At 37.9% G+C, this 19,311-nt stretch carries 15 protein-coding genes and 1 pseudogene; 14 read left to right on the top strand and 2 right to left on the bottom strand.

The features are described 5' to 3' along the window. Positions 1-106: 106 nt before the first annotated feature. Together ACOI1C_RS00550 and ACOI1C_RS00545 are read left to right on the top strand one after the other, a co-directional pair. On the top strand, positions 107-910 hold the full coding sequence (locus tag ACOI1C_RS00550) for an RDD family protein (RefSeq protein WP_422506928.1): 804 nt from the start codon (positions 107-109) through the stop codon (positions 908-910). A 334-nt stretch (positions 911-1,244) separates the two neighbouring features. Then, positions 1,245-3,419: a DNA topoisomerase III gene (locus ACOI1C_RS00545; RefSeq protein ID WP_422506926.1), complete on the top strand. Its 2,175-nt coding sequence runs from the start codon at positions 1,245-1,247 to the stop codon at positions 3,417-3,419. Positions 3,420-3,455: 36 nt separating this feature from the next. On the opposite strand, the gene ACOI1C_RS00540 is transcribed toward ACOI1C_RS00545, so the two are convergent. After that, the gene (locus ACOI1C_RS00540) at positions 3,456-4,052 is read right to left on the bottom strand and encodes a DUF502 domain-containing protein (protein ID WP_422506924.1); all 597 of its coding nucleotides are present in this window, start codon (positions 4,050-4,052) and stop codon (positions 3,456-3,458) included. A gap of 208 nt (positions 4,053-4,260) precedes the next feature. Here ACOI1C_RS00540 and ACOI1C_RS00535 point away from each other — a divergent pair, with 208 nt between their 5' ends. The 12 genes and pseudogenes from ACOI1C_RS00535 to msrA all read left to right on the top strand — a co-directional run bounded on the left by ACOI1C_RS00535 (position 4,261) and on the right by msrA (position 17,314). Beyond that, positions 4,261-4,674 (top strand): CoA-binding protein, encoded by a 414-nt coding sequence (locus ACOI1C_RS00535; protein WP_422506922.1) that lies wholly within the window; start codon positions 4,261-4,263, stop codon positions 4,672-4,674. A 261-nt stretch (positions 4,675-4,935) separates the two neighbouring features. Beyond that, positions 4,936-6,906, top strand: a complete 1,971-nt coding sequence (gene parE, locus ACOI1C_RS00530; RefSeq protein WP_422506920.1) for a DNA topoisomerase IV subunit B — start codon at positions 4,936-4,938, stop codon at positions 6,904-6,906. A 3-nt stretch (positions 6,907-6,909) separates the two neighbouring features. After that, positions 6,910-9,333 (top strand): DNA topoisomerase IV subunit A, encoded by a 2,424-nt coding sequence (parC, locus tag ACOI1C_RS00525; protein ID WP_422506918.1) that lies wholly within the window; start codon positions 6,910-6,912, stop codon positions 9,331-9,333. Between the two features lie 399 nt (positions 9,334-9,732). Then, positions 9,733-10,794: pseudogene (gene rsgA / locus ACOI1C_RS00520) on the top strand (ribosome small subunit-dependent GTPase A). Between the two features lie 181 nt (positions 10,795-10,975). Beyond that, on the top strand, positions 10,976-11,731 hold the full coding sequence (locus tag ACOI1C_RS00515) for a (S)-benzoin forming benzil reductase (protein WP_422506916.1): 756 nt from the start codon (positions 10,976-10,978) through the stop codon (positions 11,729-11,731). Positions 11,732-11,756: 25 nt separating this feature from the next. Beyond that, positions 11,757-12,134, top strand: coding sequence for a hypothetical protein (locus ACOI1C_RS00510; protein ID WP_422506914.1), 378 nt, complete (start codon positions 11,757-11,759; stop codon positions 12,132-12,134). 312 nt (positions 12,135-12,446) lie between these two features. Further along, positions 12,447-12,731 (top strand): hypothetical protein, encoded by a 285-nt coding sequence (locus tag ACOI1C_RS00505; protein WP_422506912.1) that lies wholly within the window; start codon positions 12,447-12,449, stop codon positions 12,729-12,731. 101 nt (positions 12,732-12,832) lie between these two features. Continuing rightward, the gene (locus ACOI1C_RS00500; protein WP_422507604.1) at positions 12,833-13,669 is read left to right on the top strand and encodes a manganese catalase family protein; all 837 of its coding nucleotides are present in this window, start codon (positions 12,833-12,835) and stop codon (positions 13,667-13,669) included. 101 nt (positions 13,670-13,770) lie between these two features. After that, positions 13,771-14,829, top strand: coding sequence for an AbrB family transcriptional regulator (locus ACOI1C_RS00495; protein WP_422506910.1), 1,059 nt, complete (start codon positions 13,771-13,773; stop codon positions 14,827-14,829). A gap of 82 nt (positions 14,830-14,911) precedes the next feature. Continuing rightward, entirely contained in the window at positions 14,912-15,400 is a 489-nt protein-coding gene (locus ACOI1C_RS00490; RefSeq protein ID WP_422506908.1) for a hypothetical protein, read from the top strand. A gap of 365 nt (positions 15,401-15,765) precedes the next feature. Beyond that, positions 15,766-16,194 (top strand): hypothetical protein, encoded by a 429-nt coding sequence (locus tag ACOI1C_RS00485; RefSeq protein WP_422506906.1) that lies wholly within the window; start codon positions 15,766-15,768, stop codon positions 16,192-16,194. A gap of 160 nt (positions 16,195-16,354) precedes the next feature. Then, complete coding sequence (gene msrA, locus ACOI1C_RS00480; protein WP_422506904.1) at positions 16,355-17,314, top strand: peptide-methionine (S)-S-oxide reductase MsrA; 960 nt, start codon at positions 16,355-16,357, stop codon at positions 17,312-17,314. Positions 17,315-17,350: 36 nt separating this feature from the next. On the opposite strand, the gene ACOI1C_RS00475 is transcribed toward msrA, so the two are convergent. Continuing rightward, entirely contained in the window at positions 17,351-19,258 is a 1,908-nt protein-coding gene (locus ACOI1C_RS00475) for a putative bifunctional diguanylate cyclase/phosphodiesterase (RefSeq protein WP_422506902.1), read from the bottom strand. Positions 19,259-19,311 lie beyond the last annotated feature (53 nt).

Here is a 19,311-nt window from a genome sequence, read left to right as displayed (position 1 = left end):
AATTTATTTTTATCGTTTACAAAATACTTCAACTACTATTATAGTAATATTTATGTGAAATAGAAACAGTAATAGGAAATATTAGACATAAAAGTGAGGTTATTAAATGAATCAAGAGCAAGTGGATATAAAAACACCGGAATTTGTGTCCATACAATTTCAGCCAGCAGGCCTGGGAAGTAGAGCGTCCGCCTTCATAATTGACTCACTTTTACTACTAGTTATTAATGTCTTAATTATAGTTGGTCTCATTTTCTCTTTAAATGCCCAATCTCTCATTCTGTTTTGGGCAGAGATGGGATCGGTTCCTGTTGCTATTGCCATAATAGCGATATTTATACTAAATTGGGGGTATTTTTTTGCCTTTGAATTTTTTTCAGGAGGAAGGACTCTTGGTAAGAAGTGGATGGGGTTAAGGGTTATTCAAGATAATGGTCATAGTTTAACATTGCTATCAAGCTTTATTCGAAATCTACTTCGAATTATAGATTCTTTACCAGCCAGTTATTTTCTTGGTATGATTATGATCTTCTTTCATTCCAAGCATAAACGAATTGGTGACCTTGTAGCAGGAACAATCGTCGTTCATGAAAGAAAAGAAAAACGAAAGAAGAAACAGTCTGCCATTGAAAAAGAGATCAAGAATCGTAAGCTTTCAAAAGAAGATTTATCCATTGAAGAGTGGGCCTTAAAGTCTTTAGGAATGAAGGAATGGAACCTTGTCAAAACATATACGACAAGGTGTTTGCAATTGCCGATAGAAGAGAGACTATTATTAACTAGGCAGGTCGGGGAGATTATTATTCCTAAAGCAGGATTACAAATCGATGAAATGAGCATGGAGGAAGTAGAGAATACATTGTTTATACTGTTTTTAATACTTAGGGACGAGTGGGAGTTTGAGTTGTAATACCCATAATCCTTTCATGAGAAGGAGTTGTATCTTACAACTCCTTTTAAGTTGTGTAATGAAGGTTGTGGGCGATGAGTTTTGTTCATTGTATCTTCAAACTGTCCCTCTGAAATGGTATACTAGTTTACTAGCAGGATTCGATTTTTTTCAAAATAGTGATAGAATCAAGCATGAACACGAATGGAAAGAAAAAATCCTCAGAAGCAAGAGACGATCCTCATTTTTCAAAAACTTCAACACTAGTAAACTAGTACAAATCGCACAAACATCCAATTTACCTAGGGATTTTTAAAAAGTAACTAGGATAAATAAACAAGTCAAGGAGAAACAGATGAAAGTAATTATTGCTGAAAAACCAGACCAAGGAAAAACACTAGCTTCTCCTTTTACATCAAAGAAACAGCAAGGATATATTGAGATTACCCCGAATGAACTTTTTCCAAAAGGAGCCTATGTGACGTGGGCAATCGGACATTTATGCCAACTCATACCGCCTGAAAAATACAAGCCAGAGTGGAAGAAATGGTCGATTCAAAACCTACCCATGCTTCCCGATAAATTCAAGTATGAAGTGGAGCCAAGCAAATTCAAGCAATTTCAAGTTGTAAAGAGTTTACTTGCTAATAAAGAAGTGACCGAAATTATCCATGCTGGTGATGCTGGGCGTGAAGGGGAATTGATTATCCGCAATATTGTTAATCTATCGGGTGTTAAGAAGCCCATGAAACGGTTATGGATTTCCTCATTAACTAAGAAATCCATTTACGAAGGATTTGAAAAACTCATCTCTGAGACAGAGACGAGAAACCTATATTATGAAGCCTATACAAGAGCTTGTGCGGATTGGGTTGTGGGGATGAATGCCTCCCGAGTATATAGTATTTTACTTCAGAAAAAAGGGATGTCTGATGTCTTCTCTGCCGGGCGAGTTCAAACACCAACTCTTGCACTCATTGTAAAAAGAGAGCTTGAAATTGAAAAATTCACCTCTGAGAAATTTTGGGAGGTACTTGCAAACTTTGATATGGATGGAAAGTCATATGAAGGAAAATGGCAGAAGGACCAGGAGACACGGATTCAAACCGAAGAGCTAGCTAACAAAATTGCTGATTTTTGCCAGGAGAAAAATGCGAGAATAAAGGAAATGCAAACAGAGCGTAAGGAGTACCAACCCCCGTTCTTGTTTAACTTATCCTCCTTGCAAGCAACAGCGAATAAACGGTATAAATTCTCACCAAAGAAGACCTTAGAAGTGCTTCAACAGCTCTATCAAAAGGGAATTGTTTCCTACCCGAGATCAGATTCTTCCTTTGTTACGGAAGGAGAAGCGGATACATTTCCTGAGATCCTGCAAAAAATCAGCGGATTTGAAGCGTATAAAGACTTTTTTCCATTACCTATACAATCTATTAAGAACAATAAGCGATATGTAAATGAAAAGAAAGTAACGGATCACTATGCCATAATTCCAACAGAACAAGTGACTGATCCTGCAAGACTTTCTGGTGATGAACAAAAAATGTACGATCTTGTGGTTCGCCAATTACTCGCAGCTCATTACGAAAAAGCCATTTATGACTACACAACCATCACAACGTTAGTAGACGCAAGAGCTGAATTCGTCTCAAAGGGAAAACAGCAAATACAAGAAGGCTGGAGAAAGGTTATATTCCAAGACGATCAAGAAAAAGAGACCATTCTTCCTTTAGTTAAACAAGATGAAGAAGGTGTCGTTACCTCTGCTAAAGTTAAAGAAGGGAAGACACAGCCTCCAAAGAGATATACAGAAGGGCAGCTTATTACACTCATGAAAACGGCGGGTAAACATCTTGAGGATAGTGAACTTGAAAAAGTGCTCATGAAAGCAGAGGGATTAGGTACAGAAGCAACAAGAGCAGGAATTATCACCATGCTACAGGATAGAAAGTATATCGATGTGTTGAAGAATCAAGTTTTTGCAACGGATAAAGGGAAGGTTCTCATCCGTGCAATTGGCGATAAAATTCTTGCATCACCAGAAATGACGGCTAAATGGGAGCAACGACTATCTTTGATTGGACAAGGTAAGGCTTCAGCCTCTGTTTTTATGGAACAAACAAAGAAGTTATCCGAGAAAATCATTGAAGATGCGTTAGAGACTTCGGCTAGTTGGGATTTCGAGGGGTTGAATACTTCTTCGATTCAAAGAGCCAATTCGAGGGCTCCTGTTGGAAAATCAATAGGTCAATGCAAGCTTTGTGATGGTTCTGTTATTGATAAAGGACAATTTTATGGCTGTTCAAATTATACAAGCTCAAACTGCACTTTTACGTTGTCAAAACTAATACTTGGAAAAAAAGTATCAGAAACCCAAGCTAAGAAATTACTGACGACAGGCCAAACCGATTTGATAAAGGGATTTAAAAAGGGTGACAAATCCTTTGATGCAAAGTTGCAGCTGAGTGATGATGGGAAAAAAGTCAACTTTCTCTTTCAACAGGAAACTGAACAAAAAGAAGCGAATTAACGTTGATAACTAGATGTGGAAAAAAGAGCCAAGGGTCTACGAAGACCCTGGCTCTTTTGATTTAGAAGAAGTGACCCCACCGGATAGCATAAATTTCATCGCATCCTCTGGTGGTACATCTAAAATCTGAATGTCTTCTTTTGGAAAAAGGAACGTAAATCCTGCAACTTGAAAGGTTTGAGGGATATAAACAGCAACATGATCCTTGAGTGAGGATGAAAACGACTCGACTTCCTCAGATGTAACGAATCCAATTACCTTCATGGAAGTATTCGGCATTGTAACTAAGGCGACCTTTGAAAAGGACTTTTTTTCACCTAAGAAGGATTGAAACGTATCTTTAATGACAGAATATAACGTTTTAACTAAAGGAATTCTCTCAAGCACCCTATCGACAAGTTCAAAGACTTTTCTTGCCAAAAATTTAGTGGAAAGCCAACCCAAAAGGAAGATTAATAAAAGTGTTACGATAATCCCAATACCTGGTATGTAGCTTTCCACCATATAGGGCTTCAAAGTATTACCAAGGAGTCCGTCTAAAAAATTAAAGACTTTTACAACGATATAAATCACAAGAATGATTGGAACAATGGTTAACAATCCGTTAACAAAATTTTTGATAAAAAATTTCATGCAATATCTCCTCTACTGTTAACTATTTCTTCATAAGTATATGGACGACCTTATAAAAACTCAACATAAAAATTCTCAATTCCTTCCAAGACATAATGTATGAGTGGAAAGCTCAAACTATGAAAACAACACAATGGAGAATCATAATCCTTGAACACACCTATCAAACAAGGCATAATCTAAAAAAAAGCCAAAGGAGTGAAGTTCATTGACCATCGTAAATCCAAGCCGTGATGAAATTAGAGAAATACTTAAAAAGAGTAGACGAATTGCTGTTGTGGGCTTGTCTGATAACCATGAACGGACTTCCTATATGGTTAGTGAGGCCATGCAAAATGTTGGCTATGAGATTATACCCGTAAACCCCCATGTAACGGAAGTACTAGGCGTTAAGGCAGTTGCTTCTTTAAAAGAAATTGAAGGACATGTTGATATAGTTAACGTATTTAGGCGTTCTGAATTTTTACAAGATGTTGCGAAAGAATTTTTGGAAATTAATGCCGATGTATTGTGGTCTCAGTTAGGTGTTGAAGACGAAGTGGCCTATCAATTAGTATCAGAAAAGGGTCATACAGTTATTATGAACCGTTGTATAAAGGTAGAACACGCCTTAACAAAATAATTTTCTTGTAAAAAAATCCTTGGCATATCAAGGGTTTTTTTCATCTTATTTAAAAAAAGGTGTTTGCCAAATGCTAAACAACAAGTACAATAGGGCATAGACATGCGTTTTAGTATAACGCGTATGAATGGGATAGATGGTAAAGAACGGACCATGTTTGTTAAATAGGATCTATATAGAAAACACATGGGGATTTCGTTTTTCCACGTTAGACTTAGCACAAGCTAGGTTTTTCTTCACTAATGAAAGGGGACGAACTCTTTGGCAAGGCAACAACAACCATTTGACTATAACGATGATGCAATACAAGTACTAGAGGGTTTAGAAGCTGTTCGAAAGAGACCTGGGATGTACATTGGTAGCACAGATCAACGAGGACTTCATCACCTAGTGTTTGAAATTTTAGATAACTCTGTGGATGAGGCACTTGCAGGATTCGGTGAATCGATCATCGTAAAAATACATCGAGATAACAGTATTTCTGTCTTGGATAAAGGGCGAGGGATGCCCACTGGGATGCATAAACTTGGAAAACCGACACCTGAAGTTATTTTTACTATTCTTCATGCAGGTGGAAAGTTTGGACAAGGTGGCTATAAAACAAGTGGCGGACTCCACGGAGTTGGAGCATCTGTGGTAAATGCACTTTCAGAATGGCTAGTTGTCGAGATCAAGCGTGATGGTTTTACCTATAGACAACGTTTTGAAAACGGTGGAAAACCAGCTACAACACTTGAGAAAATTGGAACGGCCAAACAGTCAGGAACATCTATTCACTTCAAACCAGACCCGACAATTTTCAGTACAACGGTCTATTCTTTTGACACATTGAGTGAACGACTAAGAGAATCTGCCTTTTTGTTGAAAGGCTTAAAAATAGAATTAATTGATGAGCGAAGCGATCAACACGATGTGTATTATTATGAAAATGGAATTGAAGCATTTGTTGAATACTTGAATGAGCAAAAAGAGACCCTTCATAAAGTAGTTTCAATGGAAGGCGTCTCGAACGAAATTGAAGTGGACTTTGCGTTTCAATTTAACGATGCATACTCTGAGAATGTCTTATCCTTTGTAAACAATGTCCGTACAAAAGATGGCGGAACACACGAAGCTGGAGCTAAAGCGGCTATGACACGTGTGTTTAATGAGTATGCCCGTAAAGTTAGCCTTCTGAAGGAAAAAGAGAAAAACCTAGAAGGTTCCGATATCCGGGAAGGATTAGCGGCAATCATATCAGTCAGAATACCGGAAGGAATCCTTCAATTCGAGGGACAAACTAAAGGGAAATTAGGAACAAGTGAAGCAAGATCGGCTGTTGATTCGGTTGTGTCTGAAAAATTGCTGTACTTCTTAGAAGAAAATCCCGATATTAGTTCAATTTTGATAAAGAAATCCATTAAGGCCTTTCAAGCACGTGAAGCTGCCCGAAAAGCAAGAGAAGATGCAAGAAGCGGGAAGAAGCGTAAACGTTCCGACGCTGTTCTCAGTGGCAAGCTAACACCTGCTCAATCACGTAACCCACAAAAGAACGAATTGTATCTAGTAGAGGGTGATTCTGCAGGCGGGTCCGCAAAACAAGGACGTGATCGCAGATTCCAAGCCATCCTTCCATTACGTGGTAAGGTTATTAATACAGAAAAAGCGAAGCTAGCTGATATTTTTAAAAACGAAGAAATCAACACGATCATCCATGCAATTGGGGGCGGAGTTGGACCGGATTTTTCTGTAGAAGACATTAATTATGACAAAATTGTCATTATGACAGATGCTGATACGGATGGTGCCCACATCCAAGTACTCCTATTAACGTTCTTTTATCGCTATATGAAGCCACTCATTGAAGCAGGAAAAGTGTTTATTGCCCTACCACCTCTGTATAAAGTGAGTAAAGGTATTGGAAAGAATGAAAAAATTGAGTATGCATGGTCTGAAGATGATTTAAAAACGGCCATGAAGAAAATTGGCAAAGGATATATGATTCAACGCTATAAGGGTCTAGGTGAGATGAATGCAGATCAGCTATGGGATACAACGATGGATCCAGAGACAAGGACACTAATTCGAGTGAGAATTGATGATGTTGCAAGAGCAGAGCGTCGCGTGACAACGCTAATGGGCGATAAGGTCGAACCTCGTAGACAATGGATCGAGTCGAATGTAGATTTTGGAATGGACGATGACACAAATCTACTTGAAAATGAACATCTTTCGGTCACTGAGGAGGTTTAATAGATGACACAAGAATTATTTAGAGAATTACCACTAGAAGATGTAATTGGTGATCGATTTGGTCGCTATAGTAAATATATTATTCAAGAACGTGCACTACCAGATGCTCGCGATGGCTTAAAACCGGTTCAACGACGGATCTTATATGCCATGCATGCAGAAGGAAACACATCAGATAAAGGCTACCGAAAATCAGCAAAAACGGTTGGTAATGTAATTGGTAATTTCCATCCACATGGTGATACGTCTGTTTACGATGCAATGGTGCGTATGAGTCAGAATTGGAAAATGAGAAATTACCTAGTACAGATGCACGGTAACAATGGTAGCGTAGACGGAGATCCACCTGCTGCAATGCGTTATACCGAAGCTCGTCTTTCAGCAATGGCAACTGAATTGTTACGTGATATCGAAAAAAAGACGGTTGAATTTATTCCGAACTTTGATGATACTAGCGAAGAGCCAACAGTTTTGCCAGCGATGTATCCAAACCTTCTAGTAAATGGGTCTACTGGGATATCTGCTGGGTATGCAACGGAGATTCCTCCTCATCATTTACCTGAGGTTATAGATGCAGTTATAATGCGTATGGACAAGCCTGGGTCTACTGTTGATGACCTAATGACGGTCATGAAAGGACCTGATTTTCCAACCGGTGGTATTATCCAAGGTGTCGATGGAATTAAAAAAGCATTTGAGACAGGAAAAGGGAAAATTATAATCCGAAGTAAAGCCTCCATTGAAGAAATGAAGGGCGGACGCCAGCAAATCGTTATTACAGAAATTCCATTTGAGGTTAACAAATCGAATCTTGTTAAGAAAATGGATGAACTACGTCTCGATAAGAAGCTTGAAAGTATATCTGAAGTCCGTGATGAAACGGATCGTACCGGCATGCGCATTGTCATTGAACTTAAAAAGGATGCAGATGCAAAGGGTGTATTAAATTACCTTTACAAAAACACAGACCTACAAGTTCCGTACAACTACAATATGGTCGCCATTGCAAATCGTCGCCCAAGATTAATGAGCTTACCTGCTTTATTAGATGCTTACATTGCGCATCAAAAAGAAGTGATTACAAACCGTTCCAATTATGAATTAGCAAAAGCAAAAGAAAGACATCACGTTGTTGAAGGACTAATGAAAGCTCTATCCATTCTGGATGAAGTCATTGCTACGATCCGAGCGTCAAAAGATAAAAAAGATGCTAAAGAAAATTTAATTAAAGCTTATCAATTTACAGAGCCACAATCGGAAGCCATAGTTTCCTTACAGTTATATCGCTTAACCAATACAGACATAACCGCTTTGCAGCAGGAAACAGAAGATTTAGCAGCTAAAATTGCGGAGTTATCTCAAATTATCAATAGTGATGCAAAATTGGCATCTGTCATAAAAATGGATTTAAAACGAGTACGAAAAACGTATGGAGATGTTCGACGTTCAAGTATCGAAGGTGAAATTGAAGAGATCAAGATTAATCTTGAAGTCATGGTTCCATCAGAAGAAGTCATTGTGACTGTAACAATGGATGGTTATGTGAAACGAACAAGTCAACGTTCATACGCAGCATCAAATGGTCAAGACTTTGGAATGAAGGATACAGACCGAGTCATGAAGCAACTTGATATCAATACAACAGATACACTGCTTCTATTTACAAACAAAGGAAATTATTTATATCTCCCTGTTCATGAACTTCCAGATATCCGTTGGAAAGATCTAGGCCAACATGTCATGAATATTGTTCCTATTGAAAAAGATGAACAAATAATTGAAGCACTGCCAATCAAGGATTTCGAATCACCACAATATCTACTTTTTACCACAAAGAATGGAATGGTAAAGAAAACAGAGCTGCACCAGTACAAGGCTCAGCGCTATTCGAAGCCATTAGTGGCCATTAACCTAAAGGATAATGACCAAGTGATCGATATCCATATTTCAGATGGCACGCAGGATCTCTTTATTTCCACAAGTCTAGGCTATGCCCTGAGGTTTAGTGAAGAAGAAGTAAACCCAACCGGTGCAAGATCTGCTGGTGTAAAAGGAATTAACCTAAAAGACGGTGACTTTGTAGTATCTGGCTCGGTGATCATACCAGACCGTTCTGTGAATCTAGTGTTAGTGACACAGCGTGGTGCTGCTAAAAAAATGACACTATCCGAATTCGAAAAATCTTCAAGAGCAAAACGCGGAGTAATGATGCTTCGTGAGCTTAAAGCAAATCCACATCGAATTGTGAGAATCATTCCAGTTGTGGACAACAAGAATCTCCTTTTCATTCAAACAGCAAACAATGCGATAGAGACACTTGATCCAGCGAGCATGCGCTCTAATGACCGATACAGTAATGGATCATTTGTCGTAGATACCGATAATTCTGGGGATGTAGTTGAAGTTTGGAAGGGTAATAAGGAATAAGTTGGAGAGTACACCGTTTGGTGTGCTTTTTTTTGGTTGGATTCTTGAAACATGGGTGGTGGGTGTCCTAAATAGAGAGTATTCGGGACAAGGTAACTTTTTTTAAAAAACCCAATTGAGTATTTACAATTCAAACATTATATACTATAATCATCTTAACTAAAAGTTGGAAAGCGAGGGATGTTTTATGAGTAAGTCAATTGGAGTATACGTTGCTAATTTCATAGCACAGCCCAAGGTGTCTTTATAGGCATATTTCTAACTACGTGAACGAACGGAAATAAAACCATGGGCTGTGAAACCAGGCTCATGGTTTTTCTATGTCTTTTTTTAGAGGACCGTGAAAACGGTCCTCTTTTCATTAGTAAAAACATTAACGTTCCGTAGGAGGAAATCACATTGAATTTAACACAATTAGGATGGAATACAGAATTACAACAAGCATTTGATTTAAATAACCAAATAGAATGGGTACCTGCAAGGGTCACTTTAGAGCATAAAAGAATCTATAGAGTATTGACAGTACAAGGTGATTTATTGGCCGAAATTACTGGGAAAATGAGACACGTTGCAGACGGTCGCGAGGATTACCCCGCGGTAGGAGATTGGGTTTTCGTATCACGAGATACCAAGAGGGAAAAGCAACTATTCATGGCATTCTGCCAAGATTCAGTAAATTTTCCAGAAAGGTTGTAAGGAGATACAACAGAGGAGCAAATTATCGCAACTAATGTTAATACCGTTTTCTTAGTAAACGCGTTAAATCAGGATTTTAATATTAGAAGACTTGAACGATATTTACTTTTAACATGGGAAAGTGGGGCGAATCCAGTAGTGGTCTTAACCAAATCAGATCTTTGTGATGACATAGATTCAAAGATCGAGCTGGTTGAAAGTGTGGCATTTGGAGTTCCCGTTCATGTAACGAGTGCAAAGGATTTATCTGGAATTGATCAACTGCAAGTCTATCTTGAAGAAGGCCAAACAGTGGCCTTACTGGGATCTTCGGGTGCTGGAAAGTCAACATTAACAAATTATATGCTAGGTGAAGAAAAACAGCTTGTGCATGATATTCGAGATGAAGATGGAAAAGGTCGACATACGACCACTCATAGAGAACTAGTGATGCTTCCTAAGGGTGGAATGATTATTGATACACCCGGAATGCGTGAGCTTCAGCTTTGGGAAGCGGTGGGCTCAATGAGTCACAGTTTTTCAGATGTAGAACAGCTGGCTGAACAATGTAACTTCCGCGACTGTAAGCATGAATTTGAGCCAAGGTGTGCAGTAAGGGAGGCCATTCAAGACGGCTCTCTTGACGAAAAACGTTACCAAAGCTATGTGAAGCTGCAACGAGAACTTGCCTTTTTAGAACGCAAAAACGACAAACGAGCCCAAATTGTAGAAAGAGACAAATGGAAGAAGATATCTGGAGATCGAACGAGAGTGAATCGTAAATAAGAAAGAAGCCCGAACCTATTAATAAAAGGTTCGGGCTTCTTTTATTCATTGTTTCACCACTATCACATGATAAAATATGACAATATTTGTTGAATTGAATCGATAAAAAAAGATTTTAAACTACTAAAAGATGATAGATTATTCGGTATAATGATTAAAAGGGTATTTTAAGGAGATTTCTATGAACTACTACATCGTAACAGGCGCTTCAAGAGGTTTAGGAGAATCTATTGTTAAACAACTACTTTTACATGGAAATAAAGTGCTTTGCTTATCTAGGTCTATGAACTCTTCGCTAATTGAAGCAGCAGATAAAGCTTCCATAGACTTATCTTATTACCAAGTAGATATAACCGACATAGTAGAGTTAGAAGCCTTATTTGGAGAAATATTGAAAGAGTTGCAAATTGAAAATGTTGAATCTATTACTCTAATTAACAATGCAGGGGTTATTGAACCCATTACAACAGTTGGAATGATGGCCTCAACTGACCTAAAAGTAAGCGTAGAAACCAATTTACTAGCACCGATGATTCTGACCAACTTATTTATACAGTTTTTGAAAGATCACTCGGTTACAAAAGTGGTCGTCAATATTTCTTCTGGTGCAGCTAATAGCCCATATTCTGGCTGGAGCGCTTATTGCTCTACTAAAGCGGGTCTGGATATGTTTACAAAAACTGTGGGTCTCGAGCAACAAAAGGGGAGCCACCCAACAACAATCATATCTTTTTCACCAGGAATTATGGATACAGGTATGCAAACGACCATTCGTAGCAAGACAAAAGACCAATTTGAAACCATTGAAAAATTTTTAGATTATAAAGACCATGGAATGCTTCGTTCATCAGATTTTGTTGCGGAGGTTTTATTGGGATTATTAGATGAGGAAGATTTAATAAATGGTAAAGTCTATGACATAAAACAGCTTATCTGAAAAAATCATCACAAGGAGGAACAACATGGAGCTTTTACGAGGGAAAGTGGTAAGTGGACGAGCAGGAGTAGCGCATTGGATGAAAAAACTTGAAAATGAGTATATTCAAAAAACTGGTGTAAATCTTTTTCCGGGGACAGTAGCTATCCAATTAGAACAACCCTTTCAATTGAAAACGAGTAGGTTGGTCCTAGACACTGAGAAGCAAGAAGGAGTTGCTTTACAACCGTGTTTCGTGAATGGAATAGAAGCATATATTTTGCATTCCAATCAAAGGGAGCAGCCTTCACAAACGTTGATAGAGATCATTTTTGATAAGCAAGAAAGAGAGTCCCATTTTCTAAGCTATGGGGATGGAGTGGAAGTAATGGTTCCAATCCTTGAAGCGTTAAAAACAAACTAAAGCATGGGATTCCGTATCTTTTTCACTTGAAATAAGAGACTATAATGATACATTATGTGGCTCACTTATAATAGAAATGGAAGAATTGTCAACTTAATAGATAGTGAAGTTGAACATGGAATACACATTCTTGATTAGTTGCTGCCAGGAGATCCATTACGTTCAGTTAAGGATGAAAACGGGTCGGGTCCATATCCATTGCTACAAAAGTCATGAAATCAATCTGGATTTTCAAAGATAAATGAAAGTAAAAGTTCTATTTTTCTCTCTCTTGAATAAAGTCTACTAGAGTGAAAAATAGGGGTGATAGAGTTGGTATTTATAGTTGGTGAAAGAAATACAGATAAGCTTGACACACATATGAAATTTTTCTTTACAAAAGGTGGAGGGGTTTTCACTATGATTTTCTCCCCATTCGAAGATGAAAAGTTTCCCTACCATCTTATCAGTTTAGTCAATCATGAGATTCTACAATGCTATAATGACCTTCCGACGTTGGAGCAGATCAAAGAAGAAATTGGTGAATTTGAAGAGTTTCATACGGATAAAGTTATAGTAGAAGGAAAAGAAAAGGGACGAAAAAAGGTTAAAGAGTAAGTTTGAGTAAATATATAAAGATTTTTTCCTATACAGGCAATATTTCTCCTTTTGTTTAATATATTTTTACAGATGTAAGTAGGAAAGGGAGGGGAATGTCTATCTTTTATCATATTAAGGAGCTTCAGTACGATGCGAAACCACATTGTCCAGATCCTGTTTATGCAAAGAAGCTTCAAGAGATTTTAGGCGGTCAGTTCGGTGAGATTACAGTTATGATGCAATACTTATTTCAAGGTTTTAACTGCCGAGCAGAGGCGAAATATCGTGATTTGCTTTTCGATATTGGTACAGAGGAAATTGCTCATGTTGAGATGCTGTCAACAATGATTGCACGTCTCCTTGATAATGCACCCGTTAAAGAGCAAGAAGCTGCTTATGCAAGCAACCCAGCATTAGCTGCAGTAATGGGTGGAATGAACCCACAACATGCTATAGTAAGTGGGCTTGGAGCGATGCCAGCAGACAGTGTTGGGTATCCTTGGAATGCAAAATATACTATCGCAAGTGGAAACTTACTAGCAGATTTCCGTGCAAATTTAAATGCGGAATCACAGGGTAGACTGCAGGTTGTGAGACTATATGAAATTTCTGATGACCCTGGTGTGAAGGATATGCTTTCTTTCCTAATTGCTCGAGATACAGGGCATCAAAACCAATGGAAAGCAGCCATTGCAGAGCTTGAAGCACGTGAAGGAGATATCGTTGTACCTACATCTTTCCCGCGTGAGTTAGAAAAACAAGCTGTATCTTATGATTTATATAATTTTTCTCGCGGAGATGCTAGCAGCAAAGGCCCTTGGGCTCATGGACCTACTCCAGATGGCCGCGGTGTCTTTCGTTATGTACAACAGCCAGTTCCTTATGGACCTAAGCCATCCCTGATTCCAGCTCCTATTTATATTCATGATACATTACCTCCAATGATGAGGGCATAGCGGAAATATTTGAAATGAGGCTGCAATGCGTGCAGCTTTTTTTGTTTGGGAAAATATTGTGATAAAATAATAATCTACGTAACAAAAGAAAGTGTGATTGAATGAAAAATCATCTTATTCTCATAGAAACTTTAATAGTTGGTTTTGTAGGTGGTCTTATATTTACCTTCCTACATCTACCGTTAGCATGGATGCTCGGTTCTTTACTCTCAACTGTTTTTTGGAGATTACGGATGAAGAGAGATGTACTAATTTTACCTTCCATGAGAAATGGGGCATTAATCATTATCGGTTATTTGCTAGGAATATCCTTCACATATGATACCCTCCTGCAAATGGGGAAAATGCTGCCTGCGATGTTCACTACTACCCTATTATTAATTGGATTTTCAATTATCATCTCCATTTTTTTAGCGAAATTTACGGGCATTACCTTTAAAACAGCCTTAATTGGCATGATGCCGGGTGGTTTTTCACAAATGGTTATTTTAGGGGAAGAACTAGGGGATGTAGACATTACAAGCATAACCCTTTTCCAATTAATACGGTTGCTTTCCGTCATTTACCTTGTTCCAGCAATTGTTCGGATTGATTGGTTTGCTGAAGTTGGGGATAGGTTTTCAATGCTTCAAACTCCACTTCCGGCAAGTAGCATGTTCGAAGTCATTCTGTTTGTTATCGTCACTCTATGCTCATCTTACTTAGCGGTGAAAATAAAGCTACCAACACCCTATTTATTAGGACCGATTTTTGGATGTGCTATCTTTGTTATCGCTGGGTTTACCCCGTTTACCTTACCAGAGATTGTACTTATCGCTTCTCAATTGTTTTTAGGAATCCATATCGGAATTATGGTCGACCCCAATAAATTAATAAATTGGAAAGTGTTTGGTGTCGGTGCCATCAGTGCTAGTATCCTATTAATTTTCTCGACAATAGCCATTGCTGGGTTGCTATTATGGTTATTTCCAATCTCGTTAGGAACAGCCTTTTTAAGCGCTGCTCCTGGTGGGATTGCAGAAATGGGATTGACAGCACAGGCAATTGGCGCAGATTTATCGATTGTTACAGGTTTTCAGATGTTTCGAATTTTCTTTATTTTATTTTTAGTCCCTCCTATGGTCTTATGGGTATACCGACGTCGCCCGAGTACATGGTAAATGATTGTTAAATTGCCAAGATTGTTAACTGTTTTCCCCTTAAAATACGTGGTAATATGTGTAATGATAGGGGGAGTGGTTCATGACGGTTATTGATTTTCAACAAGTAAAAACTAAAAAAGAGAATGCTATTTTAAAAGTTGAAAGCCATACAATTTGTATAGATATGAAAATTCCTGTTCAAGAAGTTTCCTATTGGATTCATGTTTTAACTTACAGTACTCATACAGTAGGACATCTTCTACAAGATGAGGCACAAGAAAAGGAACAAATGCTTCTTCAAGAAGAATATTTGGTTCTTCAGGATTTAATGGAAAAAATGCTAGTATTTATTGGCTACGAAACGAGCGAAGATATAAATGAAATTACGTTTCCTTTTACGTTTAAGGAAGTCATTATACTAGAAGGACAACTTGAACACTTTATCGAAGCGTGCCTTTCCTACGATGATCATGAATATTTAATGATAACTGAAAAGTACCGTAACACTTTATATGCGATTCTAGAAGATCAAGCTGAAGAGTTTGATACAATGACAAAATATATAATAAAGCAAGCAACCGGAAAGTGAGGAATTAGTCTCACTTTCTATTTTTTTTGCACAATGAAATGGTTGTTTGACCGATGACTTGAATTATAATACCTTATAGAGGATGTTCAAAAAGTCCGGCAAAAATAGCTTCGAATTTCTTCGTCAGCTCGTCTTTCCGCTCCTCACGTATACAAAACATACGCTCCGGTGCTCAAGACTTCGCTTCCTTGAACTTCTTTGCTCTTTTTGTCCTCCTTTTTGAACAGGCTCTTATAGGTAAAGAGAAATAAGAATGGGGACAAATATGAGTAAACATGTCATATCAGAATCAGGATTGATTGAACTTGAAAAGGTTCGCAAGATTTGCCTGTATTATCCTGAAGTAGAAGAGGCATTGGACTCTTTTGGCCATATATCCTTTCGGGTTAAGGATAAACCCCTTTGTAACGATGGGACAAAATGAGCATGAGGATGTATCATTAGCCATAAAAACATTACATTCAACTCAGGAAATGCTACTTAAACAGGGTAGCTATTTTAAAAAGAAACAAATAGACTTTGACAAGAGCACAATTGTTAGAGATTATGCGATTGAAGCCCTTTGTAACTTTGCAAAAGCAGGTGAGTCACAGGCACTGCTTGCTTACCCACTACTAAAGGATTCATTGAACCTGTGGGAAGGAAAACATCGGGGCAGAATACTAAAGGGGTTACTAAATGTATGTAAAAATTCTGCAATCTACACACTTGAGATCCGTGGAATTGCCGAAGAATTTTCAGAAGATGATCGAGGAGTAGTAAAAAAAGCAGCTGGTCCTAATAGAAGCAATTGATAAAGGTACAGTTTAGTAAATTGTTAAAAGTAAGTGATGTATTTGAATGATTGAGTTTTTGCCTACTCATTCAAGGAAAGTATAACTCTTATTATTAACCGAAAATAGTATCCCTTGCTATAATAGGGAATAATAAGAGAAAAAGAAGCAGGAGGATACTATGGAGAAAAAATTACAGCTTGCAACGTTTGCAGGAGGATGTTTTTGGTGTATGGTGAAGCCGTTTGATGAACAGCCGGGAATTCATAAAGTTGTCTCAGGCTATACGGGTGGAGCAACAGCAAATCCAACCTATCAAGAGGTTTGCTCAAATAGAACAGGTCATTACGAAGCTGTACAAATTACCTTTGATCCAAACGTCTATCCCTATAAAGATTTACTTACACTTTTTTGGCAACAAATCGATCCAACTGATCCAGAAGGGCAATTTGCTGATAAAGGCGAGTCATATCGCACAGCTATTTTTTATCATGATGATGAACAACTCCATTTAGCTAAAGCTTCCAAACAGAACTTAGCAGATAGCGGAAGATTCAAGAACCCAATTGTAACTGAAATCATTCCAGCATTAACGTTTTATGAAGCAGAGGAGTACCATCAGCATTACTACCAAAAGAACCCGATCCGTTACAAAATGTACCGGATGGGGTCTGGAAGAGAGCGATTCCTAAAGGAGTCATGGAAGAACTCTGACCTAGAACGTGATCTGAAGTCAAAATTAACACCTATTCAATTTGAAGTGACACAAAAAAATGGGACAGAGCCCGCGTTCAGAAATGAATTTTGGAATCATAAAGAAGAAGGCATCTATGTGGACATTGTATCTGGTGAGCCACTATTTAGTTCAAAAGAAAAGTTTGATTCAGGTTGTGGCTGGCCAAGTTTTACAAAGCCACTCGATTCAGAAAATGTAAAAGAGGAACATGATGTCACACATAATATGGTTCGAACAGAAGTGAGAAGTAAAGAGGCAGATTCCCATTTAGGCCATGTGTTTGAAGACGGCCCTCAGGATCAGGGTGGGTTAAGGTATTGTATTAACTCGGCAGCCTTACGATTTATTCCAGAATCTAATTTAGAAAAAGAGGGCTACGGAGAGTTCACTAAGCTATTTAAGTAATACTTAAAGATGTGAATTTTAGAAAAAGGAGCTACGTCATAAACGTAGCTCCTTTACCTTTGCTGTTTGGAGAACTTGAAAGGCATCTTGTGCAGGTAATGGCTTTCCGAATAAGTAACCTTGACCGTAGTGACACTTTTGTTTTTTAAGGAATGCCAACTGATTCTCAGTTTCAATACCCTCTGCAATTACTTTAAATTCTAAATTATTCCCCATATCTATAATCGTTCTAATCATGGCATATTTTTGATCATCGTTTTGAATTTTATCAACAAATGACTTGTCAATTTTAATATAATCGATTGGGAGGTTTTCAAGGTAACTTAAAGAAGAGTAGCCTGTACCAAAGTCATCGATGGAAATCTTTACGCCAAGTTTCTTTAAGCTTTGCAGAATCTTCATCGTTTCATCTATGTTATGAACCATGCTTTCTGTTATTTCTAACTCTAAAAAGTTAGGGTCTAAACTTGTAGCTTTTAAAACATCTTTGACAGTTTGAACAAAGTCACCATGTTGAAATTGTCTTGCAGATACATTAATTGCAATGTCAAGGTTATCAAATCCGATTCTATTCCAATCTGCTAGTTGCTGACAAGCTGTTTGCAATACCCACTTTCCAATAGGGATAATCATGCCATTTTCTTCGGCTAATGGAATGAATTCATCAGGGGCAATAAATCCATAGGTCGGGTGTTCCCAGCGGAGTAAGGCTTCAAACCCAATGATCTGAATTGTTTCTAAGTCAATTTGGGGCTGGTAGTAAAGGGAAAATTCTTCATTAATAAGGGCCTTTCTCAGCCCAGAGTCAAGCTCCATTTTCCATGAAAAGGAATCTTCAATCTCTTCTGTATAAAATTGAGAGGTATTCTTTCCTTTTTCCTTTGCTGTATACATGGCTTTGTCCGCGTTTGCAAGTAATGTCTCCACATTAGGGCCATCAAGGGGATAAAAACTTATTCCAATACTAGTTGATGTAAATATTTCTAAATTGTCTAAATAAAAAGGGTCGGTTAATATGGCTAAAATATTTTCAGCTGTCTCCATTACTATAGGGCGAGTTGCCTTTTCGATAACAATGACAAATTCATCTCCACCTTGACGGAAAAAGTGTTCTTGATCGGATAATGAAAGCTGAATTCGTTCAGAGACTTTATAAAGGAATTTGTCACCAAAATGATGTCCGAATGTATCATTGATTAATTTAAAACGGTCTAAGTCCATAAATAAGACAGCTAATTGCTCTTGTTCTTTGTCAGCTTTCTCTAAAGCCTCTTCAAGAAATAGACCGAGCTGATGTCGATTTGGTAAGCCGGTGAGTGAATCATGATAGGCTAAATAGGATACTTTTTGTTCAGCAAGCTTCTGCTCCGTTACGTCCGTAATTATCCCGATGACCTTAACGATATTGCCCTCTTCATCTTTAATGGGTTTCCCATAATTTTTGATCCACCGTACAGTACCATCTGTACGAATAATTCGATAAATACAACTATCTTCTTTTATTAATAACCTTTTTTCAAAGCCTTTAACCATTTCTAAATCATCAGGATGTACAAGCTCTCTCCACAGGATTGGATTTAAGTAAAAGCTTTCTCGTGGAAGACCTAAGACCTCTTCATACCCTAATGAAACAGTTAAAACCTCTGAAGGGCGGTCCTTTGACCAAATAGCTGTTCCGGAGTTGTTAAATATGTCTTCAAGATCATCTTGTGTTCTTGAGAGTTCAATATGACTCTCCTTTAACTCTATTTCAAGATTTTCTATTGCTATTTGCTGTGTATGTAAAACTTGATCTTTCTTGATAATTAGATAGGATAAAAAGAATATAGTTCCGAGGCCTACTAGAGGGAATAGAGGCTTAACTAGTATGAATGCCAGCAAGTAGGTGGTAAAAGCGATACTAATAGGAAGTATTTTATGAAGTAGGGGTGAGCGATCGTTCATGGCAAAAACCTCTTAGCTTTCTTTAAGTTTATTATAACGAGAGTATATCAAAC

Source organism: Bacillus sp. DJP31, assembly GCF_049310945.1.
Lineage (GTDB): Bacteria > Bacillota > Bacilli > Bacillales > SA4 > Bacillus_BS.
This window is presented reverse-complemented; position numbering and strand designations above follow the sequence as displayed.

What these genes read in the sequence shown, in the direction of transcription:
- ACOI1C_RS00550 (WP_422506928.1), top strand. Translation starts at nt 107, where the DNA reads ATGAATCAAGAGCAAGTGGATATAAAAACACCGGAATTTGTGTCCATA.
- ACOI1C_RS00545 (WP_422506926.1), top strand. Translation starts at nt 1,245, where the DNA reads ATGAAAGTAATTATTGCTGAAAAACCAGACCAAGGAAAAACACTAGCT.
- ACOI1C_RS00540 (WP_422506924.1), bottom strand. Translation starts at nt 4,052, where the DNA reads ATGAAATTTTTTATCAAAAATTTTGTTAACGGATTGTTAACCATTGTT.
- parC (WP_422506918.1), top strand. Translation starts at nt 6,910, where the DNA reads ATGACACAAGAATTATTTAGAGAATTACCACTAGAAGATGTAATTGGT.
- ACOI1C_RS00515 (WP_422506916.1), top strand. Translation starts at nt 10,976, where the DNA reads ATGAACTACTACATCGTAACAGGCGCTTCAAGAGGTTTAGGAGAATCT.
- ACOI1C_RS00510 (WP_422506914.1), top strand. Translation starts at nt 11,757, where the DNA reads ATGGAGCTTTTACGAGGGAAAGTGGTAAGTGGACGAGCAGGAGTAGCG.
- ACOI1C_RS00495 (WP_422506910.1), top strand. Translation starts at nt 13,771, where the DNA reads ATGAAAAATCATCTTATTCTCATAGAAACTTTAATAGTTGGTTTTGTA.
- ACOI1C_RS00490 (WP_422506908.1), top strand. Translation starts at nt 14,912, where the DNA reads ATGACGGTTATTGATTTTCAACAAGTAAAAACTAAAAAAGAGAATGCT.
- msrA (WP_422506904.1), top strand. Translation starts at nt 16,355, where the DNA reads ATGGAGAAAAAATTACAGCTTGCAACGTTTGCAGGAGGATGTTTTTGG.
- ACOI1C_RS00475 (WP_422506902.1), bottom strand. Translation starts at nt 19,258, where the DNA reads ATGAACGATCGCTCACCCCTACTTCATAAAATACTTCCTATTAGTATC.